Source organism: Rhodopseudomonas faecalis (genome assembly GCF_003217325.1).
GTDB lineage: Bacteria > Pseudomonadota > Alphaproteobacteria > Rhizobiales > Xanthobacteraceae > Rhodopseudomonas > Rhodopseudomonas faecalis.
Genome location: NZ_QJTI01000009.1, coordinates 117,839 through 142,450 on the forward strand (window position 1 = coordinate 117,839; position 24,612 = coordinate 142,450).

A 24,612-nucleotide genomic window follows, 5' to 3' on the forward strand; every position below is an offset into this window, starting at 1 on the left:
ACCATCTGCCGCCTCGCCCCGTCTTGCGAGGCGCGCAGCCGTTTCTTCTCTCGTCCTTGCGAGGCGCGAAGCGCCGAAGCAATCCAGCAGCGCCATGCCCGACATGCCTGGATTGCTTCGCTGCGCTCGCAATGACGGATGTGAGGTCCGGTTTATTCCGCCGCGACGTTCTGCCGGGCGCGCCACTGGCCGAGCAAGGCCCGCAGCGACGCCGCCTTCACCGGCTTGTTCAGCACCGCAATATCGTCTTCCCGCGCGGCGGCCCGCACCCGCGGGCTGCGGTCGGCGGTGATCAGGATCGCCGGAATATCGGCGCCATAGCGCTGCCGGACGGTGCGGATCGCGGCGATGCCGTTGCCGCGGTCGAGATGGTAATCGACCAAGAGGCCGGTGATCGGCTGATCGGCCTGGTCGATCTCCTTGATCGCCGCCTCCGGATCGGTGGCCGCGATCACATTGGCGCCCCAGGTGGTCAGCAGCGTTTTCATGCCGTCGAGGATCGACGGATCGTTCTCGATACACACCACCAAAATGCCGCTCATCGAGGCGCGCGACAGCGGCGTGGCGCTGGTGACCGCGGTGGTGTGGTTGACCTGATTGGCAACCCGCAGCGTCACCGAAAACACCGAGCCGCCGCTGCGGGTGGCATCGAGCGCAATGCCGTGATCGAGCACCCGCGCCAGCCGCTCCACGATCGACAGCCCGAGGCCGAGGCCGCGGGCGATGCGCGCGCCCTGTTCCAGCCGATGAAACTCTTTGAAAATCTCGGCGCGCTTCAGCACCGGAATGCCGACGCCGGTGTCATAGACGCCGATCTGCAACGACTGGCCGCGCCGCCGGCAGCCGACCAGTACCTTGCCCTGCGGCGTGTATTTGATGGCGTTCGAGATCAGGTTCTGCAGCAGCCGGCGCAGCAGCAGCCGGTCGGATTCCACCGGCAGCAGGCAGGGCACAAAGCTCAGCTTGAGGCCCTTGGCGCGCGCGATCGGCGCGAACTCGATTTCCAGCGAACGCATCAGATCGCCGATCACGAAGTTCGACAGCGACGGCGTCATCGCGCCGGCATCGAGCCGCGAGATATCGAGCAACGCGCCGATGATCTCTTCGATCGCTTCCAGCGACTCGTCGATATTCTCGATCAGCTTGGCGTCTTCGCCGTGCCGCTGCCGCTCGACCAGGCTGGTGACATAGAGCCGCGCCGCATTGAGCGGCTGCAGAATGTCGTGGCTGGCCGCCGCCAGAAAGCGGGTTTTGGAGATATTGGCTTCTTCCGCGGTGCTCTTGGCGAGCGCCAGCGCGGAGTTCAGCCGCATCAATTCCTCGGTGCGGTCGCGCACCCGCTTTTCCAGCGTGGCGTTGGCGCGTTCCAGCGCCTCGGCGGCCTCGAAACTCGGCGTGACGTCGGAGAACGTAATCACCAGCCCGCCATCCGGCATGCGGTTGGCGCGCACTTCGATCACCAGATGCCGGTCGGGAATCCGCTCGATGAACGGCGCGCCCTCGGTGGTGTAGGCGGCGAGCCGCAGCCGGGTCTGCGCCTCGACATCGCCGACCGTCGGCGCGCTCAACGCGAGGTAATCGAGAATCTCGATCAGCGGCACGCCGATCTGCACGATATGCGCCGGCAGGCCGAGGATGTCGCCGAATTGCCGGTTGGAGCAGATCAGCTGCAGATTGGGATTGAATACGGCGATGCCCTGGCGAACGTGATTGAGCGCGTTCTGCAGGATCTCGCGGTTGAAATGCAGCGCGGCGTGGGAATCGTCGAGCAGCTTGAGCGCGGCCTCGGCCGACACGGTCCGCTTGCGCAGCAATTGCGACAGCACGAGGCGCGACGACGCCGAGCCGATCGAAGATGCGATCAGATGCTCAGCGTGTTGCAGCAGCTCGAAATCAGCCGGCGCCGATGGCTCGATGGTGGAGCGGCGCCCGGCCGCGAAATTGCGGATCGCGTCGCCGGCACGCTCGGGGCCGAGATATTGCGACACCGCGCCCAAAATATCCTGCACGGTGACGGTGCCGCGCCAGCGCCGGAACGGCGGCGCGATCGGCGCCAGCTGCGCCGGCACGAATACTTCCGATTGCAGCCGCTCGATCGAGCTTGGGCTGCGCAGCAGCGACAGCACCACATAGACCAGCACGTTGAGCGACAGGCTCCACAACACGCCATGCAGCAGCGGCGACAGATCGGTGCCGAACAGCGCGCGCGGCCGCAGCATCTCGATGCCGAACGGACCATGCTGCAGCATCAGCATGCCCGCGGTGGTGCCTTCCAGAAAACTCGGGATGAACAGCGTGTAGGCCCAGATCGCAAAGCCGACCACCATGCCGCCGATCGCGCCGAGCGCGGTGGCGCGGCGCCAGAGCAGCCCGCCAAAAAAAGCGGGCGCGAACTGCGCGATCGCGGCGAATGACAACAGCCCGATCGCGGCGAGCTGCGCCGAGCCGAGTTCGCGGAAATACAGATAGGCCATCGCCAGGATCACGAAGATCGCGATCCGCCGCACCGCGAGCAGGAAGCCGCCATAGTCACGCTCCGAGCCTTGCGGAGAAGCGCCGCGCTTCAACACCAGCGGCATCACCAGATCGTTGGACACCATCACCGCCAGCGCCACGGATTCGACGATCACCATCGCGGTCGCCGCCGACAGTCCACCGATGAACACCACCACGCTCAGCCACGGGGTCTTGGCCTCGAGCGGCAGCGCCAGCACATACATGTCAGGCTCGACCGCGCCGAACGGAAACGTCACCAGCCCGGCGAGCGCGATCGGCATCACGAACAGGTTGATCGCGATCAGATAGAGCGGGAACAGCCAGCGCGCGCGGCTGATTTCCTCGGAGCTGGAATTCTCGACCACGCTGACGTGGAACTGGCGCGGCAGCAGCATGATAGCGAAGAACGACAGCGCCGCCATGGTGAAGAAGTTGCTGCCGAACGCCGGCTGTTCGAGCGTGCGCACCGCTTCGGGGGTTTTCATCGCCCGCTCGATCAGCTCACCCGGCGAGAACAGCCAGAAGGTGACGAACACACCGGCGGCAAGGAACGCCACCAGCTTGACGATCGACTCGGTGGCGACCGCCAGCATCAGGCCGTGCTGATGTTCGGTGGCGCTGGTCTGGCGCGTGCCAAACAGCACGGCGAACACCGCCATCGCCACGGCGACCGCCAGCGCCATGTCGTTGACCAGCGGGACCGCGGAAATCACCTGGTCCTCGCCCAAGATGGTTTGCAGCGAGGACGACACCGCTTTGAGCTGCAACGCGATGTAAGGCACCGAGCCGATCAGCGCGATCAGCGCCACCGTGGCGGCCACCGCCTGGCTTTTGCCGTATCGCGCCGCGATGAAATCGGCGATCGAGGTGATGTTTTGCGACTTGGCGAGCGAGATCACCCGGCGCAGCAGCGGCGTGCCGAACGCCAGCATCACCAGCGGGCCGATATAGATCGCCAGAAAATCATAGCCCGAACGGGTCGCCGAGCCGACCGAGCCGAAAAACGTCCAGGAGGTGCAATAGATCGCCAGCGACAGCGGGTAGATCAGGGTGCCGAACCGCTGGCGCTGCTGTTGCGACAGCCGGTCGCCATAGCTCGCCACCAGGAACAGGAACCCGATGTAGCCGAACGCGGCTGCGATCACGGCCCAATCATTCAGCATCGTCGTTCGCTCCCGGCGATCGGCGGTGCGGAGTTAGGCGAGCCGATCTGCCGCGAAAAATAGCGGCTTGCAGCGCGGCAGGCGACAGAGATTTTCCAAGGCGCCGGCTTCACCGGCCGTGAGCGGCGCCAGCAATGGCCGACATAACGAAGCCGACATACGAAAAGGGCGCCGGCAGAACCGGCGCCCTGATCTCAAACCGAAGATCGGTTGAACTTATTCCGCAGCCAGCGGCTTGGCGCCGAGCGGCAGTTCCAGCGTCTCCCAGACGTCGACCAGCGCTTCGGCCAGGCGATCCATCAGATCGTCGTCATGATACGGCGACGGGGTGATGCGCAGCCGCTCCTTGCCCTTGGCAACGGTCGGATAGTTGATCGGCTGGATGTAGATGCCGTGCTTTTCCAGCAAGAGATCGCTGGCCTTCTTGCAGCGCTCGGCATCGCCCACGAACACCGGAACGATGTGGGTGTCGGTCGGCATCACCGGCAGGCCGGCGGTGTTGAGCACGGCCTTGAGGCGCGCGGCACGATCCTGGTGGCGTTCACGCTCCCAGGTCGAGGTCTTGAGGTGGCGGATCGCGGCGGTCGCAGCGGCGCAGATCGGCGGCGGCAGCGCGGTCGTGAAGATGAAGCCCGGCGCATAGGAGCGCACGGCGTCGATCACGCTCTTCTTGCCGGAGATGTAGCCGCCGAGGCAGCCGAACGCCTTGGCCAGCGTCGCTTCGATGATGTCGATGCGATGCATCACGCCGTCACGCTCGGCAACGCCGGCGCCGCGGGCGCCGTACATGCCGACCGCATGCACTTCGTCGCAATAGGTCATGGCGCCGTACTTCTCGGCGAGATCGCAGATCTTCGCCATCGGCGCGACGTCGCCGTCCATCGAATACAGGCTTTCGAACGCGATCAGCACCGGACGGCCCGGCTCAACGGCGCGCAGCAGCTCTTCGAGATGCGCGGTGTCGTTGTGGCGCCAGACGATGCGCTCGCAGCCCGACTGGCGGATGCCTTCGATCATCGAGTTGTGGTTGAGCGCGTCCGACAGGATCAGACAGTTCGGGATCAGCTTAGCGAGCGTCGAGATGCCGGTCTGGTTCGAAACGTAGCCCGAGGTGAACAGCAGCGCGGCTTCCTTGCCGTGCAGATCTGCCAGTTCCTTCTCGAGCATCACCAGCGGATGGTGGGTGCCGGCGATGTTGCGGGTGCCGCCGGCACCAGTGCCGAGTCGGGTCGCGGTTTCAACCATCGCGCCGACGACCTTGGGATGCTGGCCCATGCCGAGATAATCGTTCGAGCACCAGATCACGACGTCGCGTTCGCCGCTCGGGGAGTGCCAGGTGGCGTGGGGGAACCGGCCCGCAACGCGTTCCAAATCAGCGAAAACACGATAGCGGCGCTCAGCATGCAAACGGTCAAGCGCGTCTGCGAAGAACTTGGTGTAATCCATCACGAAGAACCTGCTAGCGGGGGAATGCGCGTCAATTGGCGCGTGCCTAATTAGAGCGCTTCGACAATTGATGTCGAGCCGAAATCATCCCTTCGCTTTGAGTATTTTGACCGACGGGCTATTACGTAGGCCGGCAAAAACTTGACTAAGATCAATGCGAAAGCAGGATGAATCGGGGCAGATGCAGTGTTCACGAAGTCTTGAAGCGTAAGAGTCCATCGCAACTATCGACTCGCTTCAAGCGCCCCTGCATCAGCAGATAGTTGACGTGCGCAATTACTTCGCCAGCGGCGAATCCGGCTTGATGCGCATCCAGCACATGCTTGTTGAATACGATCGGCACCAGTTCCGCAGCCGTGCGCGCGTTTGCGATGCAGGCGTCTGCAATCAGCTCGCAGCGCTCGTCATGATGGGTGGCGAGCTGCGTGATGCGCGCCTTGAGGCCGTAGAACGGCACGCCATGGCCGGGTAGCACAAGCGCGTCATCGGGCACGGCCGCGGCGATCGCGCGCAGCGAATGCAGATAGGCACCGAGCGCGTCTTCATCCGGTTCCTGCGCCCAGACGCTGACATTGGGCGAGATCTTGCTGAGCACCTGGTCGGCCGACAGCAGGAAATTATCGGCCGCGCAATACAGCATCACCTGATCAAGCGAGTGGCCGGCGCCGGTCATCACCTGAAATTCGCGCGCGCCGATCTTGATGTGGTCGCCATGGCTGAGCCGCTGAAATGCGGCCGGCATCGGCACCACCTTCTTGAGATAGTCCTGGCCGCGACCGAGCAGCTGCGTGGTGATCGACTCGTCCATGCCGTGACGGCGGAAGAACAGCCGGGAATTCTCGACCCGTTCCTCGGTGCGGCGGTGCTGGTGATAGACGCCGTGCAGATATTCGAGCTGCGACATCTGCAGCGGGCATTGGAAGCGCGACACCAGCCAGCCGGCGAGCCCCAGATGATCAGGATGGGCGTGACTGACGATCACCCGGTTGAGTTGCACGCCGGACAGCTCGCCCTCGAGCAGCGTCGTCCAGGCCGCGATGGTGGCTTCATTGCCGAACCCGGTGTCGAACAGCGCCCAGCCCTCGCCATCGGCGATCAGATAGACGTTCACGTGATTGAGCCGGAACGGCAGTTTCAGCCGCAGCCACAGCACGCCCGGCAACACCTCGACCACCTGATCCGGCCCGGGATGGCTATCCCAGGGATAACGCAGCGCATCGGTGGGCGGCGTGTCGGCTTTTGACGGCATGGGCTCGACCGGAACAGAGTGATCTTGCTCCGCCTTAACGGTAGCGCGCCCCGCAGGCCAAGCCGAAAACCATCGGAACTCCAGCCCTGGCGCATGGGCGCCATGCATTCGGCGCGAAGGCGCCCGCTGTGCGGACGCCTCGACACGGCGGAGCGGCTGCGGACCCGATTAAGCCGCTCTGATATTGAGGAGAAAATCGTCGATTTCACCGCGTAGAATATCGGCTTCGCGTCGCAGCGAGCTCGACGCCGCCAGCACCTCGCCGGCCGCCGAGCCAGCCTGCGCGGACGCTTCACTGACGCCGGCGATGTTGCCCGACACCCGGCTGGTCCCGCCAGCGGCGTGTTGGATGTTGCGCGCCATCTCTTGGGTGGCGGCGCTTTGCTGCTCCACCGCAGCGGTGATTGCGGTGGTGACCGAGTTGATGGCGCCGATGGTCTGACCGATGTTGCGGATCGCGCCGACCGCCGATCCGGTGACCTCTTGCATCGCCGCGATCTGGAGGCGGATCTCGTCGGTGGCCTTGGCGGTCTGTTCCGCCAGCGCCTTGACCTCGGCGGCCACCACCGCGAAGCCACGCCCGGCTTCGCCGGCGCGCGCCGCCTCAATGGTGGCGTTCAGCGCCAGCAGATTGGTCTGTGAGGCGATGCTCTGAATGAGATCGATCACCGCGCTGATCCGGCCGGCATTGTCATTGAGGCTCTGGATGGTGGCATCGGTGGCGCTGGCTTCGCTGACCGCCTTGGTGGCGATCGCGGCGGAGCTGACCACCTGACGGCCGATTTCGGCGATCGACGAGCTCAGTTGCTCGGTGCCGACCGCCACGGTCTGGACATTGACAGACGTCTGCTCGGCGGCACTCGCCACGGTATTGACCAGCGTGTTGGAGCGATCGGCGCTCGCCGACATGCCCTGCGCGGTGTCCTGCATGGCGCTGGCGGATGCTTCCAGTTTCTCCAGCGCACCCCGCACCTTGCTTTCGAACTCGGCGATGCGCGCCTCGATGCGCGCGGTGCGCTCCGCTTTGGCGATCCGGTCCTGCTCCTGCGCTTCGGATAGTTCGCGCGCGTGCATCATGTTCTCGCGGAACACTTCGAGCGTCGCCGCCATCGCCGCGAGTTCGTCCTGGCGCCCGCCGCGATCGATCGTGGTGTCGAGCTGCCCGGCCGACAGCGCCTGCATCGCGCGCTGCAGCTTGTGCATGCGGCGCAAGATGCTGCGACCGACATAGAGCCACACATAGAGCGCCGAACCGATCAGGATCAGACCGCCGAGGCCGATCATCACCTGGGTGGCGAGCGCGATTTCCCGGTGCGCCTGTTTCGCCGCCGCCTCGGTGTCGACGCGCACGCTATCGACCAGTTGTTTGACGCTGACGCCGAGCCCGAGATTGAGCTTGCGGGTTTCGTCCAAAATCAGCTCGCCATAGGCGATGGCATCGAGCTCCTTCTGGCGGATCTTGAAGATGCCGGTCTTGCCATCACCGAGCGCGATCAGCCGCAGCGCGGCTTCTTTGAGCGCGGCGGTGCCACCTTCGGCCGGCAACGCCTCCAGGCTGCTGCGCACGGTGGCGTCGGCATCGGTAAAACTGGCTTCCAGCGCCGCCAGCACCTCGACGTCGCGCGCCGACAGCGCGGCCATCAGATTCGAGACAATCAGATTGCTGGGCGCAATCACATTGCCGAGCAGTTCAATGGTGCGGCCGGCATCGGCGGCGTCACTGGCGTTGAGACTGGTCGAGGCCAGCGCCGCCGACATCCGGGTCTGGGCGTCCATCATCGCCGGCGTGGCGAGTGCCAAAAACTCGTCCTGCGCGCTGCGCAGCGTGTGGTACAGCTTCTGGTGACTGGCGGCGAGATCGAGCCGTTCCTGCGCCGCGGCGCCAAGGCTGCGGATCGTGTCTTCGATATTCTTCAACGTATCGGTCATCGCGGCGATCACCGCCGGGTCGGCGCCGTACCGCGTGATGTCAGCCAGCCGCTGGGTCGCCACTTCGAGCGCAACCCGCATGCGCTGCTGGCGCTCGCGCAGCGCTTCGGCGGAACTGGAGGCCAGCAGCATCGGCGCCTGGCTGGCCAGACTCTCGCTTTGCGTGGTGAGCTGCAGGCTGGCCGCCAGCTTAGGAATATCGCGGCCGCTCAGCTCGGTCATCGCCGCGCCGAGCTTGCTCAGACTGGTGCCTGAGCCGACACTGATCAGCATGGCCATGCCGGCGATCACGGCGAACGCCGTGAACAGACTGCCGCGAACGCCCAGCGTCGGAATGCCAAACCGGCGACGGTTGTTGGATGCGGTCGCAGCGGCCGCGATTGCCCCTACCATCTCGTCTTCTCCCCGCGTCCATCCTTGGTGATCGGATCGCCAGGCGAGTATCAGGGCCACCGGTTAATTTTTGCCCTAGTAGAAGTAGCAGGATCGCTCCACTGCGCGCTTAACGAGAATTTCGCGAGGCGGTAAAAGCCGGATGTACCGGCCAAACAAAAAGGGCCGGCGGTGAGCCGGCCCTTTCGGATGCCTCGTTGCCGAGGCAATCAGTCTGTACGACGCGATCAGTACTTCGCGACGACCGGACCACCCCAGTTGAAGCGGTAGTTCAGGCCGGCCTTGACCACGTGCTCGTCGTTCTTGAACGAGTAGCCGTCGAAGTTGACGTTGCCGAAGTCGTAGTACTGATACTCGACCTTGCCCGACCAGCTCGGGGCGAACAGGTATTCGAGACCGCCGCCGACGGTATAGCCGTCCGACTTGCTGTTCACAGAAACCGCAACGAGGCCGTTGTTGGCAGTGGTGTTGTAGTCAGCAAAAGCGTAACCGCCCTTGGCGTACAGCAGCGCCGGACCCCAGGTGTAGCCGATGCGGCCGGTCACCGAGCCGAGGCCCTTCTGGTTGTCGCTGAACATCACGGCACCGACCTGAACCGGGTCGGTGTTGCGGTCCAGCCAGCTGTACTGGGCTTCAACACCGAGCACCCAGTTCGGGGCGAACTGCCAGTCGTAACCGCCCTGCACACCGCCGAGGAACGCGGCGTTGTTGTTGCGGGTCGCGCCAGCGGCAATGCTGTCGTCGCCGACGAAGGCGCCGCCGATGTGACCACCGATGTAGAAACCGGTCCAGTTGTAGATCGGGGCCGGCGGAACGTAAGCCGGGGCCTTGGTGTACGAGCGCGCCGCGAGGTCAGCAGCAGCGGCCGGGGCCGCGAAAGCGACGAGCGCCACGGTACCGAGCAGGATCTTCTTCATAGTGTTCTCTCCAGGACTTCTATCAGAGGCACCGTTGGGCGGCGCCGTCTGGAAGGTATTTAGCGAGTTTCAATGGGAAATGCTGTCACCCAACGGCCACACCCACCCCTCAACTAACCTCATGAGGAACCTGGAAAATTTGTGATTAATGCCGCCTTAATAAGACCTTAATGATGCCTTAATTGGAATGGTTGTGTTGAGCATTCACTAACCACTCTGGCAACTTTGCTATCGTTTTGTGCGATGCCGCAACCGTGCTGCCATGGTTCAGCCGAACTGTTGCAGTTGAGCCGCCGGCTGATGTTATAATATAACGTCGTCATCCCCACGGCGCGGTGCTGAGCCTGCCCAAAATGTCCGTTTCCTCTCATGGCCATGGCCACTCCGGCCACCATCATGTGCATGCGCACGGTGCTGACGCACCGCATCCGGCGCAGCCGCCCGGCTGGTCGATGCTGCGGATGGCGCTCACCGGGCGGCTTTTGGTCGCAGGAGTGCTCAGCGCAGTGCTGTGGGCGTTCGTTCTGACGGCGATCCGCCCGTGACCGTGCCACTGATCTTCCGCGACGTGACGCTCGGCTACGACCGCCACCCGGCCGTGCATCATTTGAGCGGCGCGATCGCCCCCGGCGCGCTGCTGGCGGTGGTCGGACCCAATGGCGCCGGCAAATCGACGCTGTTTCGCGGCGTTGTCGGTATTCTCAAACCACTGGCAGGGGTGATCGACCGCGGCGGGCTCGCGGTGCGCGATATCGCCTATCTGCCGCAGATTGCCGATCTCGACCGCAGCTTTCCGATCTCGGTATTCGATTTCGTCGGCACCGGCCTATGGCACCGCTGCGGGCTGTTTGGCGGCATCGGCCGCCGCGAGCGCGACGACATCATCCGGGCGCTGGCCGCGGTCGGCTTGCAGGGCTTTGAAAACCGCATCATCGGCACGCTGTCCGGCGGCCAGACCCAGCGCATGCTGTTCGCGCGCACGCTGTTGCAGGACGCCGACGTGATCGTGCTCGACGAGCCGTTCAACGCCATCGATGCCAAGACCACCGAGGACCTGCTCGAACTGGTGCGGCGCTGGCACGACGAAGGCCGCACCGTGCTGGCGGCGCTGCATGATTTCGACCTGGTGCGCGCGGCGTTTCCGGAAACGCTGCTGCTGGCGCGCAGCGTGGTGGCTTGGGGACCGACCAGGCAGACCCTGACCGACGCCAACCTGCAAGAGGCCCGGCGCATGTGCGAAGCGTTCGACGACCAGGCAGCCGCCTGCGCCGGCGATCCGACCAATCGGCAGGCCGTATCATGACCTGGCTGTATGACGCCCTGCTCGGCCCATTCATCGAGTTCGAATTCATGCGCCGGGCTTTTGCCGGCCTGCTGGCGTTGGCGCTGGCCGGCGCGCCGATCGGCGTGTTCCTGATGCTGCGCCGGATGAGTCTGGCCGGCGACGCGATCGCGCACGCGATCCTGCCCGGCGCCGCGATCGGTTTTCTGATCTCGGGCCTCAGCCTGTTCGCGATGACCATCGGCGGCATCGTGGCCGGCTTCGTGGTCGCGCTGCTGTCCGGGCTGGTGTCGCGTGTCACGCAGTTAAAAGAAGACGCCTCGCTCGCCGCCTTCTATCTGGTGTCGCTGGCGCTCGGCGTCACGATCGTTTCCTTGAAGGGCAGCAATATCGATCTGCTGCACGTGCTGTTCGGCAATATCCTGGCGCTCGATGACCCGACGCTGTTGGTGATCGCGTTCAACGCCACCCTGACCCTGATCGTGCTGGCGCTGATTTTTCGGCCGCTGGTGATCGAATGCGTCGACCCGTTGTTTCTGCGCACGGTCAGCCGCGCCGGTGGGCCGGCACACATGATCTTTCTCGGCCTGGTGGTGCTCAATCTGGTCAATGGTTTCCACGCGCTCGGCACCTTGCTGGCGGTCGGCCTGATGATCCTGCCGGCCGGCATCGCGCGCTTTTGGGCGCGCGACATCTCCGCGATGCTGGTGATCGCCAGCGCCAGCGCGCTGCTCTCCGGCTATGCCGGGCTGTTGCTGTCGTTTCACACTGAGGTGCCGGCTGGCCCCGCCATCATCCTCGCCAGCGCGCTGTTCTATCTGCTGTCGGTGTTGATCGGGCCGGTCGGCGGCCTGCTGCGCCGGCTGTTTCCCGGCCGCCATCTCGAAGCCTGAAAGGAGTCGCCATGCGCCAGATCTGGATCGCCTTCGTTTTGCTCGCGCTGTCCCTCATCTCGACCGCGCCGGCGCGCGCCCAAAACAAGATCGAGGTGGTCGCCAGCTTTACGATTCTGGCCGATCTGGTGCGCAACGTCGCCGGCGACCGGGCCCAGATCACCACGCTGATTGGCCCGGGCGGCGATGCCCATGTCTATACGCCCTCGCCTGCGGATGCGAAGCGCATCGCCGCCGCCAAACTGGTGATCGTCAACGGCCTGGGCTTCGAGGGCTGGTTGCCGCGGCTGGTGAAATCATCCGGCAGCAAGGCCACGGTGATCGAAGCCAGCCGGGGCATCAAGCCGCTTGAGGCCGCGGACTCTGATCACGATCACAAGGATCACAACCACGGCAAGGCCCACACTCATGACGCGCCATTCGACCCGCATGCCTGGCAGTCGGTTGCCAACGTCAAGGTCTATGTCGGCAACATCCGTGATGCACTCGCCGCGGCCGATCCGGATGGCGCCGCGCTCTATGCCGCCAATGCCGCCGATTATCTCGGCAAGCTCGACGCGCTCGACGGCGAGATCCGGGCCGCGATCGCCAAGATCCCCGCGCAGCGCCGCAAGGTGATCTCGACCCACGACGCGTTCAGCTATTTCGCCGATGCCTATGGCATCGCCTTCATCGCCCCGCAGGGCGTTTCCACCGATGCCGAGGCCAGCGCCCGCGCCGTCGCCCGGATCATCAAGCAGATCAAGGCCGAAGCCATTCCGGCGGTATTCATCGAGACCATCACCGACCCGCGGCTGATGCGCCGGATCGCCGCCGAGACCGGCGCCAAGATCGGCGGCGCGCTGTATTCCGACAGCCTGACCGATGAAAACGGCGAAGCGCCCACTTACATTGCCATGGTCCGCCACAATATAAAGGCGCTGACAAGCGCGCTGGGCAACTAGCGCGCTTCCGTTCCGGTCCCTCGGGCTGCCCTTGCACGGGCGCTCCGCTGGACCTCACCCGTTCGACCCTGGTGTCAGGCGCGGCGCGCAAATGCGTTCCCGATGGAGCCGGGGTGTGCCTGGAGAAGCAGCCCGATGTCGTCACCCGCGTCCGAAAAAATCCCTGTCACCGTGCTCACCGGCTATCTCGGCGCCGGCAAGACCACCCTGCTGAACCGGATTCTTTCGGAAAACCATGGCAAGAAATACGCGGTGATCGTCAACGAATTCGGCGAGATCGGCATCGACAACGATCTGATCATCGGCGCCGATGAAGAAGTGTTCGAAATGAACAACGGCTGCATCTGCTGCACGGTGCGCGGCGATCTGGTGCGGATTCTCGGCGGCCTGATGAAGCGGCGCGGCAAATTCGACGCCATCATCGTCGAGACCACCGGCCTTGCTGATCCGGCGCCGGTAGCACAGACCTTCTTTGTCGACGAGGACGTGCAGAACAACGCCCGGCTCGACGCCGTGGTCACGGTGGCCGATTCCAAATGGCTCAGCGACCGGCTGAAAGACGCGCCGGAAGCCAAGAACCAGATCGCCTTCGCCGACGTGATCATACTCAACAAGACTGACCTCGTGACGCCGGCCGAACTCGCCGAAGTGGAAGCGCGGATTCGCGGCATCAACCCCTATGCCCATCTGCATCGCACCGAGCGTTGCCAGGTGGCGCTGGCCGACGTGCTCGACCGCGGCGCCTTCGATCTCGACCGCATTCTGGAGATCGAGCCGGAATTCCTCGAAAGCGGCGATGATCACGATCATGATCACGAGCATTGCCACGACCCGCATTGCGGCCATGACCATCACCATGGCGATCACCACGGCCATGGCCTCAAGCACTATCATGACGAGCATATGCAATCGCTGGCGCTATCCAGCGACAAGCCGCTCGATCCGAAGAAATTCATGCCCTGGCTGCAGCAACTGGTCGCGACCGAGGGCCAGAAGATCCTGCGCTCCAAGGGCATCCTGGCGTTTTCCGACGACGACGACCGCTACGTGTTTCAAGGCGTGCATATGATGCTGGAAGGCGATCATCAGCGCCCGTGGCGCGAGGACGAGCCGCGGCTTAGCCGCGTGGTGTTCATCGGTCGCGATCTGCCCGAACAGGCGATCCGCGACGGCTTTGACAAGTGTATCGCCGCATGACCAGCGACATCCAGCCCGGCGACGCCGAAGCCTCGATCCCCTCGGTCACCGCACGCGTCCATAAATTCGCGCTCGGCGCCCCAGCCGCGTCCGCATTCTTCCTCGGCGACACGCTGGCGGTGGTCGGCACCGAGGAAGCCGTCACGCTGATCCGCGGTCTTGATCAGACCGAGCGGATCGAGGTCGCGTTCGGCGCCATTCTGTGCGCCGCCAGCGACGGAAAGCGTCTTCTGACTGGCGGCGATGACGGCAAGGTCACCGCGATCGATGCCAGCGGCACCGCCACCACGATCGCCACCGACGCCAAGCGGCGCTGGATCGACAATGTCGCGCTGCATCCCGAGGGCGCGGTCGCCTGGTCGGCCGGCAAAACCGCGTTCGTCCGCACGCCTAAGGGCGAGGAAAAGAGCTTCGACGTGCCCTCCACGGTCGGCGGGCTTGCTTTCGCACCGAAAGGACTGCGGCTCGCGATCGCGCATTACAACGGCGTGACGCTGTGGTTTCCCAATATGGCGGCCAAGCCGGACGTGCTGGAATGGGCCGGCTCGCATCTTGGCGTGATGTTCAGCGCCGACAACCGCTTCCTGATCACCGCGATGCACGAGCCGGCGCTGCACGGCTGGCGGCTTTCCGATGGCCAGCACATGCGCATGACCGGCTATCCCGGCCGGGTGCGCTCGATGGCCTGGACCGTGGGCGGCAAGGGGCTGGCGACCTCGGGCGCGGATGCGGTGATCATCTGGCCGTTCGCGACCAAGGACGGGCCGATGGGCAAACAGCCGGCGATGCTGGCGCCACTGCAGGCGCGCGTCACCGCGGTGGCTTGCGATGCCAACGCCGAGGTGCTGGCGTGTGGCTATAGCAACGGCGTGGTGATGATGGTGCGCATTGGCGACGGCGCCGAGATTCTGGTGCGCGGCGAAGGCAGCCCGGTGGCCGCGGTGGCCTGGGCCGCGGATGGCGAGACGCTCGCCTATGCCTGCGAGGACGGCGAGGTCGGGGTTTTGCCACTATAGGTTGGGTCTGACGTTCCAACGTCATCGCTGAGCGACTATCATCGTCACCATGCGATTCCTGACAACCTTCCAGGCCTTCGATTTTCTCGACACGCTGCTCAGCCTGACCGTCGCCTTCGTGCTCGGCATGCTGATCGGCGCCGAGCGCCAATACCGGCTGCGCACCGCGGGGCTGCGCACCAATGTGCTGGTCGCAACCGCGTCGGCGGCGTTTGTCGATCTCGCCATGCATCTCAAAGGCGCCGAGGGCGCCGTGCATGTCATGGCCTATGTGGTGTCGGGCGTCGGCTTTCTCGGCGCCGGCGTCATCATGAAGGAAGGCATGAATGTGCGCGGTCTCAACACCGCCGCCACATTGTGGAGTTCGGCGGCGGTCGGCTGCTGCGCCGGCGCCGACATGGTGGCGCAAGCCTGCGCGCTCACCGTATTCGTGATTGCCGGCAACACGCTGCTGCGGCCGCTGGTCAACGCCATCAACCGCCAGCCCTTCGACGAAAAATCCTCCGAGGCGACCTATTCGGTGCGCCTCACCGCCGACGGCAGGCTTGCCGACACTTTGCGCGACCAACTGGTCGACCGCCTTGAAGCGGCCAATTATCCGGTCGCCGATATCGAGGTCGAAACGCCCGAACATGCCGAAGACAAGGCGGAGATCGTCGCCACGCTGGTCGCGACCGCCATTGATCCCAAAGAATTGGATATCGTGGTCGCCGATCTGTCGAAATGTTCTGGTGTGACTTACGCCACCTGGGAAAGCAGCACCAAGGATTAGCGTTCAGCGGGGAACCGCCGCCGCGTCCGGGCCGTTAACACCAGCAACACCAGGAGACCCTCATGGCCACACGCAGCCTGAAACGCGAAAGCCTGATTGCCAGCCTGCTGATACTGGGCGGCGTCGGCCTGTGCGCGCTCGCTTTGTTCATGATGCGCGAGCCGCCGCGCGTGATGCAGGCCACGCCGCCACTGCAATCGACGCCGGACGCCGACAGCAAACCGGCAGCGCCCGCGCCCACGCCGCCGGCCTTGACCCGTCCGAGCGCGATCCCGCCCGAGCCGGCCCGCCCCGACACCGATGCGCAGAACCTTGGCGCACAGCCGGCCCTGCCGCCCGCGCCCGCGGAGAAAGTCGGCGAGCCCGTGCGGCCGAATAACTGATTAGCAGCCTACTTGCTCGTCATGGCCGGGCTCGTCCCGGCCATCCACGTCTTTGAACCTGCTCCGCTGGTAAGACGTGGATCCCCGCGACGAGCGCGGGGATGACGGACATTGATTTTTGCTTCTTCACTCTCCCAAAACAAAAGGGCCGCCAGCAGCCAGGCTGCTCGCGGCCCTCTTGATAGTTGGCGCCGGGATGCCGGTGGCATCCCGGTCAACCGATGACGCTTAGCGCACCAGCACGTTGCGGAACTGCCACGGATCGGAGGTGTCGATGTCCTCCGGGAACAGGCCCGGACGATCGGCGAGCGGCGTCCAATCGGTGTAGTAGCCCTTCACCGGGCCGAGATACGGCTTCTGCACTTCCAGGCAGCGGCGGAAGTCCACTTCGTCGGCCTCGACAATGCCGGCTTCCGGATTTTCCAGCGCCCACACCATGCCGGCCAGCACCGCCGACGACACCTGCAGGCCGGTCGCGTTCTGATAGGGGGCAACGCGCCTCGCTTCTTCGATCGAGAGCTGCGAGCCGTACCAGTAAGCGTTCTTGGCGTGGCCGTAGATCAGCACGCCGAGTTCGTCGATGCCGTCAACGATCTCGTTCTCGTCCAGAATGTGCCACTTCGGCTGCATCTTGCCTTCGGCGCCGAACATCTCGAGCATCGACAGCACCGCGTCGTTGGCCGGATGATAGGCGTAGTGGCAGGTCGGCCGGTAAACTACCTTGTCGCCGTCGCGCACCGTGAAGTAGTCCGCGATCGAGATCGACTCGTTATGGGTCACCAAGAGGCCGTACTGCGCGCCCGGGGTCGGGCACCAGGTGCGAACGCGGGTATTGCCGCCCGGCTGCAGCAGATAGATCGCGGCGCCGCAGCCTTCGCTGTGAGTGCGGCCATTGTCCGGCATCCACTTCTCATGGGTACCCCAGCCGAGTTCGGACGGCTGCAGGCCTTCCGACACAAAACCTTCCACCGACCAAGTGTTGACGAACACGTTCATCGGCTTCGGGTTCTTCGAGCGCTGGGTGTCGCGCTCGGCGATATGGATACCCTTGACGCCGAGCTTGTGCGCCAGTTCCGCCCAGCCTTCGCGGCTCTTGGGCTCGTTGAACGGGGTGTTGGTATCACGGGCGATGTCGATCAACGCTTGCTTGACGAACCACGACACCATGCCGGGGTTGGCGCCGCAGGTCGACACCGCGGTGGTGCCGCCCGGGTTCTTGCGCTTGGCGGCGAGCAGGGTCTCGCGCAGCGCGTAGTTGGAGCGCTTCTCCGGGCCGGCCGACTTGTCGAAGTAGAAGCCGAGCCAGGGCTCGACCACCGTGTCGATATACAGCGAGCCGATCTCGCGGCACATCGTCATCAGGTCGACCGAGCCGGTATCAACCGACAGGTTGACGCAAAAGCCCTGGCCGCCGCCTTCGGTGAGCAACGGCACCAGCAGATCGCGGTAGTTGTCCTTGGTCACCGCCTGCTTGATGAAGCGCACGCCGTGCTTACGGGCCAGTTCGTCGTCGGCTTGCGGGTCGATAATCACGAAACGCGACTTGTCGTACTCGAAATGCCGCTCGATCAGCGGCAGCGTGCCTTTGCCGATCGAGCCGAAACCGATCATCACGATGGGGCCGCTGATGCGCGCGTGAATGGGCGGATTGGCTGAAGAAGACATGGGATTGTAACTCCGGATGGGTGGAAACGAACGTAGGACTACGTTCGGGGAGAGAGACGAAACTTGCCGGCACGCTGCGTGTTGCAGCGCGCCCCTTGGCACACCGGGTAGGTCAGGCCGGTCCGCTGACCTCGAGCACGGTGAGCGACTTCACGCCGCCGGTCGGGGTCCCGAATTCGATGGTCTGACCGGCAGCCAGCCCTATAAGGGCCGCGCCGATCGGAGTCAGCACCGAAATTCGGCCAGCGTCGATGTCAGCGGCATTGGGATACACCAGGGTGACGCGCTTCTGCTGGCCGGTTGCGTCGTCGCGGAACACCACTTCGGATTCCATGCACACGATACCGGCAAGCTCGGTGTCGGGCACGACGGTCGCGCGATCGATCTCACGCGCCAAAAACTCCGCGACCGGCGAGGTGTCGGCAGCGGCTTCGGCGAGCTGACCGAGCCGGTCGCAATCCTGCTGCCGCAGCTTGAGGGGCGGAAGTTCCTTACGGGGCGCCTTGATCTGATGGATCATGATTTCCCAGTCTTCGGTTGGCATGCGCGCGGCGCGCGCATGGAGGTGGACACAAAGCAAACGGTCGTCCCACGGCCGGGCCGCGGGACGCCGCGCTCATCAACGACGCTTCGCCGTGACTTCGATTTCGACCTTCATCTCGGGCTTATACAGCCCGGCGACCACCAGTAGCGTCGCTGCCGGGCGGATTTCGCCGAGCACTTCGCCGCACACCGCGAATACGGCGTCGGCATCGGCGGCATCGGTGATGTAGTAGGTGGCCCGCACCAGGTCGCTCATCGAAAAGCCCGCCTGCTGCAAAGCCCCCTCGATGGTTTTGAAGCAGTTGCGTGTCTGCGCCGTGACATCGGCCGGCAGGGTCATGGTGGTGTAGTCGTAGCCGGTGGTTCCGGACACGAAGGCGAAATCGCCATCCACCACCGCGCGGCTATAGCCGGCGGTCTTTTCAAAGGGCGAACCGGATGAAATCAACTGGCGGGACATGAGAGACTTTTTCCAAGTTAAGCGCATCGATCCGATGCGGGAGTGAAGATGTTGCGCCTATTTCAGCAGCACAAACTAGTTTAACCGCGCCCGCTGCAGCGGGCGCGGCAGTAAGGCTCTTAGCAGGGAAAATCAGGCCGCGCGTGCGGCGGAGAACCGCGAGGCCTTGCGGGGCGACAAGGCGGCGCCGGTCGCCACGATCAGGCCATCGGCGCCATCGAGCGCGCCAGCGCGCAGTTCGAGGCCCAGCAGCCGGTCGCGCTCGAACGGACCGGGCAGCGACAGCTTGTCCATCTTGGCAACCGAGAAGCCAAAGCGGGCATAATACGGCTCATCGCCGAGCAGAATCACCGCGCCATGACCGCGCGCCGCAGCGGCAGCGAGCGCGTGCTTCATCAGCGCGGCGCCGACGCCGAGCTTGCGGCACGAGCCATCGACCGCGAGCGGGCCGAGCACCAGCGCGGAACGGCCGCCGGCATCGACGTGCCACAGCCGCACGGTGCCGACCAGGCGGCCCTGGTGGATCGCAGAAAACGCCAGACCTTCCGCCGGACGGCGGCCATCGCGCAGCCGCTGGCAGGTGCGCGCATTGCGGCCCACGCCAAAGCAGGCGTCGAGCAACGCTTCGCGCGCCGGCACATCCGCGGCGCGCTCGGCGCGAATCGCAAACGCAGCTCCGCTGTCAGCGGCGGCAACCAGTCGGATGAGGGTCTTGGTCATGGCGGTCCTGCTCCCGCTCCGCCAGCCGCTCGCGAGGCTGTCCGTGCGGGGCGCCGAACTCTGTCGCGCGCTGTCATCCGCTAGCCGGCAGCCTCCGCATAGCCGCGGAGCTATCATCAAGGTGGAGAGGGGGAGCCGGCGCACCGGCTCCGCTTGAAGTGAACGAGCTTACGCCCGCATCAGATGTGGTAGGTCTTCAACGGCGGGAAACCGTTGAACGCCACCGCCGAGTAGGTCGACGTATAGGCGCCGGTGCCTTCGATCAGCAGCTTGTCGCCGATCTCGAGCGTCACCGGCAGCGGATACGGCATCTTCTCGTACAGCACGTCGGCCGAATCGCAGGTCGGACCGGCAAGCACGCACGGACGCATCTCCGCACCGTCGTGGCGCGAGCGAATCGGGTAGCGGATCGCCTCGTCCATCGTCTCGGCGAGACCGCCGAACTTGCCGATGTCGAGATAGACCCAGCGCACGTCGTCGGCTTCGCTCTTCTTCGAGATCAGCACGACTTCCGCTTCGATCACGCCGGCATTGCCGACCATGCCGCGGCCCGGCTCGATGATCGTTTCCGGGATCTGGTTGCCGAAGTGCTTACGCAGCGCCCGGAAGATCGAGCGGCCGTACTGCACCACAGCCGGCACTTCCTTCAGATACTTGGTCGGGAAGCCACCGCCCATGTTGACCATCGACAGATTGATGCCGCGCTCGGCGCAGTCGCGGAACACCGCGGCCGCCATCTCGAGGGCACGGTCCCACGACTTCAGCTTGCGCTGCTGCGAGCCGACGTGGAACGAGATGCCATAGGCTTCGAGGCCCAGACGCTTGGCGAGGTCGAGCACGTCGACCGCCATCGCCGGCTCACAGCCGAACTTGCGGGACAGCGGCCATTCGGCACCGACGCAATCATACAGAATGCGGCAGAACACCTTGGCGCCCGGGGCGGCACGCGCCACCTTCTCAACCTCCGCCGCGCAATCGACGGCGTACAGGTTGATGCCGAGCTCGAAGGCACGCGCGATGTCGCGCTCCTTCTTGATGGTGTTACCGAACGAGATGCGGTCCGGGGTCGCGCCGGCGGCCAGCGCCATCTGAATCTCGGCGACCGAGGCGCAGTCGAAGCACGAGCCGAGCGACGCCAGCATCGCCAGCAGCTCCGGCGCCGGATTGGCCTTCACAGCGTAGAACACGCGGCTGTCCGGCAGCGAAGCGGCAAAGCTCTGGTAATTGTCGCGCACGACCTCGAGGTCAACGACCAGGCACGGCTCGACGTCCAGACCCTTGTTGCGGCGGTCGCGGAGGAATTCCTGAATACGTTCGGTCATGGCACACTCCCAACGCCCAGCCAGGGCGCAATCAAACGTGACGTTCGTTCCGACGCCTTCAGAGCCGACGCGCGATGGAGGCGCGACGAGCCGAAAACTCGAAACCGAACAGTGCTGCCGTGGATTGGATGGGGAGATCCCGCCCGCACACCTGGCAATGAAGGACAAGCCTTTTCAGTAGCCCGCGCCGGCTGATGGAAAGCCGGTAGAGACCAAAAAAGCCCGCTCCGTCGTTGCTTTAAGTCGCGTCCCCCGTTGAGAGCGGGGTGCGCCGGTTCGCCTCCGGCTGCCGATCACGGTTGCAAAAGGTGAGAGACCTTCAACGGCAGCTCTTGAGAGAGATGCTGGCCCCGCGGAGAACACCCACGAGACCCTCGGCCTTGATCACCCCTTGGCGGCTGTCCGGCCTCTTGTCCGGATACCCACCGATCGACACACGACCACAGGCACGTGCGAAATTGGGCAAGCCGGGACATAGGTGCTTTACCCCGGCTTCGCAAGTTTTTTTTTAGGTTAATAGCGCTGCTACACTTCAACGCCGCGCTCTTAGCTGTGCGTAACGGCGGCCGCATGAACAGACGTTCAACTTCGCGCGCCGCAAGCGGCGCCGAGCAGCGTTTCAGGTATCTGGAGCAGGCACGAGCGCGCGGCTTTGTGACGCGCTCGAAACGCGGCGAGTATCAGACGCGGCGGGTAAACGGCTCAGCGCGGCGCGCCGCCCGGATGAAGGCAATCATCACCACGACGCCGCACAAGAACAGCACGGCCTGCAGGATGTGCGAGGCGCCCTCGCCGAGGCCGAACAGGATCGCGAGCGCCCAGCCGCCGGCAAACGCCGCGCCAAATACCTCAGCGCCGATCAGAATCGCGGCCGAGATCACGGTGATCACGGTCGGCCAGACGATCTGGCGGGGCGCGGTGGAAGCAGGCTGCTTGCTCATCTTTGGGTCCTCGTGGTGGCCGCAATCTCTCCGAAAACGGCTGTCACGGCAAGCCCATCGCAAAAAGCTTGCGGGACCGGCCCGCGGCGCAGCCCTGCCGGACTAAAAATTCCCGGCGCGCATGCTATATCCTTCACGCCAATCCCCGAAACCCGGAGCAGGTCCTCTCGATGCCCGCAATGCTGGATAATCCCCTGCTGCAGCCCTGGATGACGCCGTTCGAAACGCCGCCGTTCGACCAGATCAAGCCCGCGCACTTCATTCCGGCATTCGAGCAGGCGTTTGGCGACCATGTCGCCGAGATCGAAGCCATCGCCGCGGACCCGGCGGCACCGGATTTCGACAACACCATCACCGCGCTGGAGCGCAGCGGCCGGCTGCTGAACCGGGTGGCGGCGGTGTTCTATGATTTGGTCTCGGCGCATTCGAGCCCGGCGCTGCTTGAGATCGACTCCGAGGTCTCGCTGCGCATGGCGCGCCATTGGAATCCGATTTTGATGAATGCCGCGCTGTTCGCGCGCATCGACCAGCTCTATCAGCGCCGCGCCGAGCTCAGCCTGACGCCGGAACAGGCCCGGCTGCTGGAACGCACCTACACCCGGTTCCGCCGCGCCGGCGCCGGCCTCGACCAAAGCGCCAAGGACCGGCTCGCCGCCATCAATGAGCGGCTGGCGCAGCTTGGCACCAGCTTTAGCCATCATCTGCTCGGCGACGAGCAGGACTGGTTCATGGAAATCGGGCCGGACGATTGCGACGGCCTGCCGGACAGTTTCGTCGCCGCCGCCAAGGCGGCTGCCGAGGAGCGTGGCCTCGCCGGCAAGGCGGTGGTGACGTTGTCGCGGTCCTCGGTCGAACCATTCCTGAAAAGCTCGACCCGCCGCGACCTGCGCGAGAAGGTCTATAAGGCGTTCATCGCGCGCGGCGATAACGGCAATGGCAACGACAACAACGCCATCATCACCGAGATCCTGCAGCTGCGCGAGGAAACCGCCAAGCTGCTCGGCTATCCGACCTTCGCGGCCTATCGGCTCGATGATTCGATGGCCAAAACCCCGGAGGCGGTGCGCGATCTGCTGCAGCGGGTGTGGCGGCCGGCGCGGGCCCGGGCGCTCGCCGACCGCGACGCGCTGCAGGCCTTGATCGCCGAAGAGGGCGGCAATTTCGAGCTGGCGCCGTGGGACTGGCGCTACTACGCTGAAAAGCTGCGGCAGCGCCGCGCCGATTTCGACGATGCCGCGATCAAGCCGTATCTGACGCTCGACCACATGATCGCCGCGGCGTTCGACACCGCGCAGCATCTGTTCGGCCTGAGCTTCACCTTGCGCAGCGACGTGCCGGTCTGGCACCCCGACGTCCGGGTCTGGGAGGTCAAGGACCGCACCGGCGCGCACAAGGCGCTGTTCTACGGCGACTACTTCGCGCGGCCCTCGAAGCGCTCGGGCGCCTGGATGACCTCGCTGCGCGACCAGCAGAAGCTCGATGGCGCCATCGCGCCGCTGATCATCAATGTCTGCAATTTCGCCAAAGGCACCGGCGGCGCGCCGGCGCTGCTGTCGCCGGACGATGCGCGCACGCTGTTCCACGAATTCGGCCACGCGCTGCACGGCTTGCTCTCGGACGTCACCTACCCGTCGCTGTCCGGCACCGCGGTGTTCACCGACTTCGTCGAACTGCCCTCGCAGCTCTATGAGCATTGGCAGGAGCAGCCGCAGGTGCTGCAGCGCTTCGCGCGCCATCACCAGAGCGGCGAACCGCTGCCCGACGATCTGCTGCGCCGTTTTTTGGCGGCACGGCAGTTCAACCAGGGCTTCGCCACCGTGGAATTCGTGGCGTCGGCGCTGATCGACCTGGAATTCCACACCCAGCCCGCCGCCGCGATCGGCGAGATCGCGAGCTTCGAGCAGCGCGAACTCGCCAAGATCGGCATGCCGCAGGAAATCGCGCTGCGCCATCGCCCGACCCAGTTCGGCCACATCTTCTCGGGCGACCATTACGCTTCCGGCTACTACAGCTATATGTGGTCGGAGGTGATGGACGCCGACGCTTTCGGCGCCTTTGAAGAAGCCGGCAACATCTTCGATCCGAACGTGGCGCAGCGACTTCACGATTACATCTATGCTTCCGGCGGCTCACGCGATCCCGCCGAGGCCTATGCCGCATTCCGTGGCCGCGATCCCGCGCCCGACGCGCTGCTGCGCCGGCGCGGGCTGCTCGATCAGGCGGAGGCGGCCTGATGAGCTGGCTGCGGCGCGCGCTGGTGTTGTTGATCCTGATCGCCGCCGCGGCCCAGACCGCCGTCAGTGTGGCTCAGGCCCATCCCCATGTCTGGATCGTGTCGCGCAGTGAAGTGCTGTACGCGCCGGACGGCACTATCACCGGCGTGCGTCACGCTTGGCGATTCGACGATGCGTTCTCGGCCTATGCCGTGCAGGGGCTGACCAGCAAGGAAAAGGGCGTCTATTCCCGCGAGGATCTGGCACCGCTCGCGCAGACCAATGTCGAATCGCTGAAAGAATTTGCCTATTTCACCTTCGCCAAGGTCGAAGGCAAAAAGCAGAAATTCCTGGAGCCGACCGACTATCACCTCGAATACAAGGACGCGGCGCTGACGCTGTTTTTCACGCTGCCGCTCAGGACGCCTGTGAAGACCCAGGAATTGTCACTCGAAGTTTACGACCCGTCCTACTTCATCGAATTCACCTTCGAGGATAAAGACCCAGTGAAACTGGTCGGCGCGCCTAACAATTGCCGGCTCGCTTTCCAGCGCCCCAGCGACGGCAGCGCCAATGCCGCCAAACTCGGCGAGGAGAACTTTTTGTCCGGGGACAATTCCAACTACGGCGCGATGTTCGCCAACAAGATTGCAGTGACCTGCCCGTGA

Annotated in this window: 21 protein-coding genes; 10 read left to right on the plus strand and 11 right to left on the minus strand. The window is 64.7% G+C overall.

Features of this window, described 5'->3' with window-relative positions; all coding sequences use genetic code 11:
• Positions 1-152: 152 nt before the first annotated feature.
• From BJ122_RS09470 to BJ122_RS09490, 5 genes are all read right to left on the minus strand, one after another.
• A complete protein-coding gene (locus BJ122_RS09470; RefSeq protein WP_110780802.1) occupies positions 153-3,659 on the minus strand; it encodes a hybrid sensor histidine kinase/response regulator in 3,507 nt (1,168 codons plus the stop codon).
• A 216-nt stretch (positions 3,660-3,875) separates the two neighbouring features.
• Positions 3,876-5,105 (minus strand): 5-aminolevulinate synthase, encoded by a 1,230-nt coding sequence (gene hemA, locus BJ122_RS09475; RefSeq protein WP_110780803.1) that lies wholly within the window; start codon positions 5,103-5,105, stop codon positions 3,876-3,878.
• 190 nt (positions 5,106-5,295) lie between these two features.
• Positions 5,296-6,354 carry an MBL fold metallo-hydrolase gene (locus BJ122_RS09480; RefSeq protein WP_110780804.1) on the minus strand — a complete coding sequence of 353 codons (1,059 nt, stop codon included), beginning with the start codon at positions 6,352-6,354 and terminating at the stop codon, positions 5,296-5,298.
• A 168-nt stretch (positions 6,355-6,522) separates the two neighbouring features.
• Positions 6,523-8,676, minus strand: a complete 2,154-nt coding sequence (locus BJ122_RS09485) for a methyl-accepting chemotaxis protein (RefSeq protein ID WP_110780805.1) — start codon at positions 8,674-8,676, stop codon at positions 6,523-6,525.
• A 227-nt stretch (positions 8,677-8,903) separates the two neighbouring features.
• Positions 8,904-9,593, minus strand: a complete 690-nt coding sequence (locus BJ122_RS09490; RefSeq protein WP_110780806.1) for an outer membrane protein — start codon at positions 9,591-9,593, stop codon at positions 8,904-8,906.
• 353 nt (positions 9,594-9,946) lie between these two features.
• On the opposite strand from BJ122_RS09490, the gene BJ122_RS09495 reads away from it, so the two are divergent.
• The 8 genes from BJ122_RS09495 to BJ122_RS09530 all read left to right on the plus strand — a co-directional run bounded on the left by BJ122_RS09495 (position 9,947) and on the right by BJ122_RS09530 (position 16,080).
• Entirely contained in the window at positions 9,947-10,138 is a 192-nt protein-coding gene (locus BJ122_RS09495) for a hypothetical protein (RefSeq protein WP_110780838.1), read from the plus strand.
• Entirely contained in the window at positions 10,135-10,896 is a 762-nt protein-coding gene (locus BJ122_RS09500) for a metal ABC transporter ATP-binding protein (protein WP_110780807.1), read from the plus strand. Before BJ122_RS09495 ends, BJ122_RS09500 begins: the two co-directional genes overlap by 4 nt.
• Positions 10,893-11,768, plus strand: coding sequence for a metal ABC transporter permease (locus BJ122_RS09505; RefSeq protein WP_110780808.1), 876 nt, complete (start codon positions 10,893-10,895; stop codon positions 11,766-11,768). Before BJ122_RS09500 ends, BJ122_RS09505 begins: the two co-directional genes overlap by 4 nt.
• A gap of 11 nt (positions 11,769-11,779) precedes the next feature.
• A complete protein-coding gene (locus tag BJ122_RS09510; protein ID WP_181418917.1) occupies positions 11,780-12,712 on the plus strand; it encodes a metal ABC transporter substrate-binding protein in 933 nt (310 codons plus the stop codon).
• A gap of 135 nt (positions 12,713-12,847) precedes the next feature.
• Positions 12,848-13,909 carry a CobW family GTP-binding protein gene (locus BJ122_RS09515; protein WP_110780809.1) on the plus strand — a complete coding sequence of 354 codons (1,062 nt, stop codon included), beginning with the start codon at positions 12,848-12,850 and terminating at the stop codon, positions 13,907-13,909.
• On the plus strand, positions 13,906-14,925 hold the full coding sequence (locus BJ122_RS09520; protein ID WP_110780840.1) for a WD40 repeat domain-containing protein: 1,020 nt from the start codon (positions 13,906-13,908) through the stop codon (positions 14,923-14,925). Before BJ122_RS09515 ends, BJ122_RS09520 begins: the two co-directional genes overlap by 4 nt.
• A 49-nt stretch (positions 14,926-14,974) precedes the next feature.
• On the plus strand, positions 14,975-15,697 hold the full coding sequence (locus BJ122_RS09525) for an MgtC/SapB family protein (RefSeq protein WP_103011605.1): 723 nt from the start codon (positions 14,975-14,977) through the stop codon (positions 15,695-15,697).
• A 62-nt stretch (positions 15,698-15,759) separates the two neighbouring features.
• The gene (locus BJ122_RS09530) at positions 15,760-16,080 is read left to right on the plus strand and encodes a hypothetical protein (RefSeq protein ID WP_110780810.1); all 321 of its coding nucleotides are present in this window, start codon (positions 15,760-15,762) and stop codon (positions 16,078-16,080) included.
• A 228-nt stretch (positions 16,081-16,308) separates the two neighbouring features.
• On the opposite strand, the gene BJ122_RS09535 is transcribed toward BJ122_RS09530, so the two are convergent.
• From BJ122_RS09535 to BJ122_RS09565, 6 genes are all read right to left on the minus strand, one after another.
• Positions 16,309-17,745: a homospermidine synthase gene (locus BJ122_RS09535; protein WP_110780811.1), complete on the minus strand. Its 1,437-nt coding sequence runs from the start codon at positions 17,743-17,745 to the stop codon at positions 16,309-16,311.
• Positions 17,746-17,857: 112 nt separating this feature from the next.
• Positions 17,858-18,289, minus strand: a complete 432-nt coding sequence (gene rnk / locus BJ122_RS09540; RefSeq protein ID WP_245407675.1) for a nucleoside diphosphate kinase regulator — start codon at positions 18,287-18,289, stop codon at positions 17,858-17,860.
• Between the two features lie 75 nt (positions 18,290-18,364).
• On the minus strand, positions 18,365-18,748 hold the full coding sequence (locus tag BJ122_RS09545; RefSeq protein WP_027279297.1) for a RidA family protein: 384 nt from the start codon (positions 18,746-18,748) through the stop codon (positions 18,365-18,367).
• A 132-nt stretch (positions 18,749-18,880) separates the two neighbouring features.
• Positions 18,881-19,468 carry a GNAT family N-acetyltransferase gene (locus BJ122_RS09550; protein ID WP_110780812.1) on the minus strand — a complete coding sequence of 196 codons (588 nt, stop codon included), beginning with the start codon at positions 19,466-19,468 and terminating at the stop codon, positions 18,881-18,883.
• Positions 19,469-19,647: 179 nt separating this feature from the next.
• A complete protein-coding gene (locus BJ122_RS09555; RefSeq protein WP_110780813.1) occupies positions 19,648-20,790 on the minus strand; it encodes a type III PLP-dependent enzyme in 1,143 nt (380 codons plus the stop codon).
• Positions 20,791-21,470: 680 nt separating this feature from the next.
• Positions 21,471-21,731 carry a hypothetical protein gene (locus tag BJ122_RS09565; protein ID WP_110780814.1) on the minus strand — a complete coding sequence of 87 codons (261 nt, stop codon included), beginning with the start codon at positions 21,729-21,731 and terminating at the stop codon, positions 21,471-21,473.
• 179 nt (positions 21,732-21,910) lie between these two features.
• On the opposite strand from BJ122_RS09565, the gene BJ122_RS09570 reads away from it, so the two are divergent.
• Both BJ122_RS09570 and BJ122_RS09575 read left to right on the plus strand, forming a co-directional pair.
• Complete coding sequence (locus tag BJ122_RS09570; protein WP_430694770.1) at positions 21,911-23,965, plus strand: M3 family metallopeptidase; 2,055 nt, start codon at positions 21,911-21,913, stop codon at positions 23,963-23,965.
• Complete coding sequence (locus tag BJ122_RS09575; RefSeq protein WP_110780816.1) at positions 23,965-24,612, plus strand: DUF1007 family protein; 648 nt, start codon at positions 23,965-23,967, stop codon at positions 24,610-24,612. The genes BJ122_RS09570 and BJ122_RS09575 overlap by 1 nt, the downstream gene beginning before the upstream one ends.

Excerpts from the sequence above, each read along its gene's own strand:
- BJ122_RS09470 (WP_110780802.1), bottom strand. The coding sequence starts at position 3,659 with ATGCTGAATGATTGGGCCGTGATCGCAGCCGCGTTCGGCTACATCGGG.
- hemA (WP_110780803.1), bottom strand. The coding sequence starts at position 5,105 with ATGGATTACACCAAGTTCTTCGCAGACGCGCTTGACCGTTTGCATGCT.
- BJ122_RS09480 (WP_110780804.1), bottom strand. The coding sequence starts at position 6,354 with ATGCCGTCAAAAGCCGACACGCCGCCCACCGATGCGCTGCGTTATCCC.
- BJ122_RS09485 (WP_110780805.1), bottom strand. The coding sequence starts at position 8,676 with ATGGTAGGGGCAATCGCGGCCGCTGCGACCGCATCCAACAACCGTCGC.
- BJ122_RS09490 (WP_110780806.1), bottom strand. The coding sequence starts at position 9,593 with ATGAAGAAGATCCTGCTCGGTACCGTGGCGCTCGTCGCTTTCGCGGCC.
- BJ122_RS09495 (WP_110780838.1), top strand. The coding sequence starts at position 9,947 with ATGTCCGTTTCCTCTCATGGCCATGGCCACTCCGGCCACCATCATGTG.
- BJ122_RS09505 (WP_110780808.1), top strand. The coding sequence starts at position 10,893 with ATGACCTGGCTGTATGACGCCCTGCTCGGCCCATTCATCGAGTTCGAA.
- BJ122_RS09510 (WP_181418917.1), top strand. The coding sequence starts at position 11,780 with ATGCGCCAGATCTGGATCGCCTTCGTTTTGCTCGCGCTGTCCCTCATC.
- BJ122_RS09515 (WP_110780809.1), top strand. The coding sequence starts at position 12,848 with ATGTCGTCACCCGCGTCCGAAAAAATCCCTGTCACCGTGCTCACCGGC.
- BJ122_RS09520 (WP_110780840.1), top strand. The coding sequence starts at position 13,906 with ATGACCAGCGACATCCAGCCCGGCGACGCCGAAGCCTCGATCCCCTCG.
- BJ122_RS09525 (WP_103011605.1), top strand. The coding sequence starts at position 14,975 with ATGCGATTCCTGACAACCTTCCAGGCCTTCGATTTTCTCGACACGCTG.
- BJ122_RS09530 (WP_110780810.1), top strand. The coding sequence starts at position 15,760 with ATGGCCACACGCAGCCTGAAACGCGAAAGCCTGATTGCCAGCCTGCTG.
- BJ122_RS09535 (WP_110780811.1), bottom strand. The coding sequence starts at position 17,745 with ATGTCTTCTTCAGCCAATCCGCCCATTCACGCGCGCATCAGCGGCCCC.
- rnk (WP_245407675.1), bottom strand. The coding sequence starts at position 18,289 with ATGCCAACCGAAGACTGGGAAATCATGATCCATCAGATCAAGGCGCCC.
- BJ122_RS09545 (WP_027279297.1), bottom strand. The coding sequence starts at position 18,748 with ATGTCCCGCCAGTTGATTTCATCCGGTTCGCCCTTTGAAAAGACCGCC.
- BJ122_RS09550 (WP_110780812.1), bottom strand. The coding sequence starts at position 19,468 with ATGACCAAGACCCTCATCCGACTGGTTGCCGCCGCTGACAGCGGAGCT.
- BJ122_RS09555 (WP_110780813.1), bottom strand. The coding sequence starts at position 20,790 with ATGACCGAACGTATTCAGGAATTCCTCCGCGACCGCCGCAACAAGGGT.
- BJ122_RS09565 (WP_110780814.1), bottom strand. The coding sequence starts at position 21,731 with ATGAGCAAGCAGCCTGCTTCCACCGCGCCCCGCCAGATCGTCTGGCCG.
- BJ122_RS09570 (WP_430694770.1), top strand. The coding sequence starts at position 21,911 with ATGCTGGATAATCCCCTGCTGCAGCCCTGGATGACGCCGTTCGAAACG.
- BJ122_RS09575 (WP_110780816.1), top strand. The coding sequence starts at position 23,965 with ATGAGCTGGCTGCGGCGCGCGCTGGTGTTGTTGATCCTGATCGCCGCC.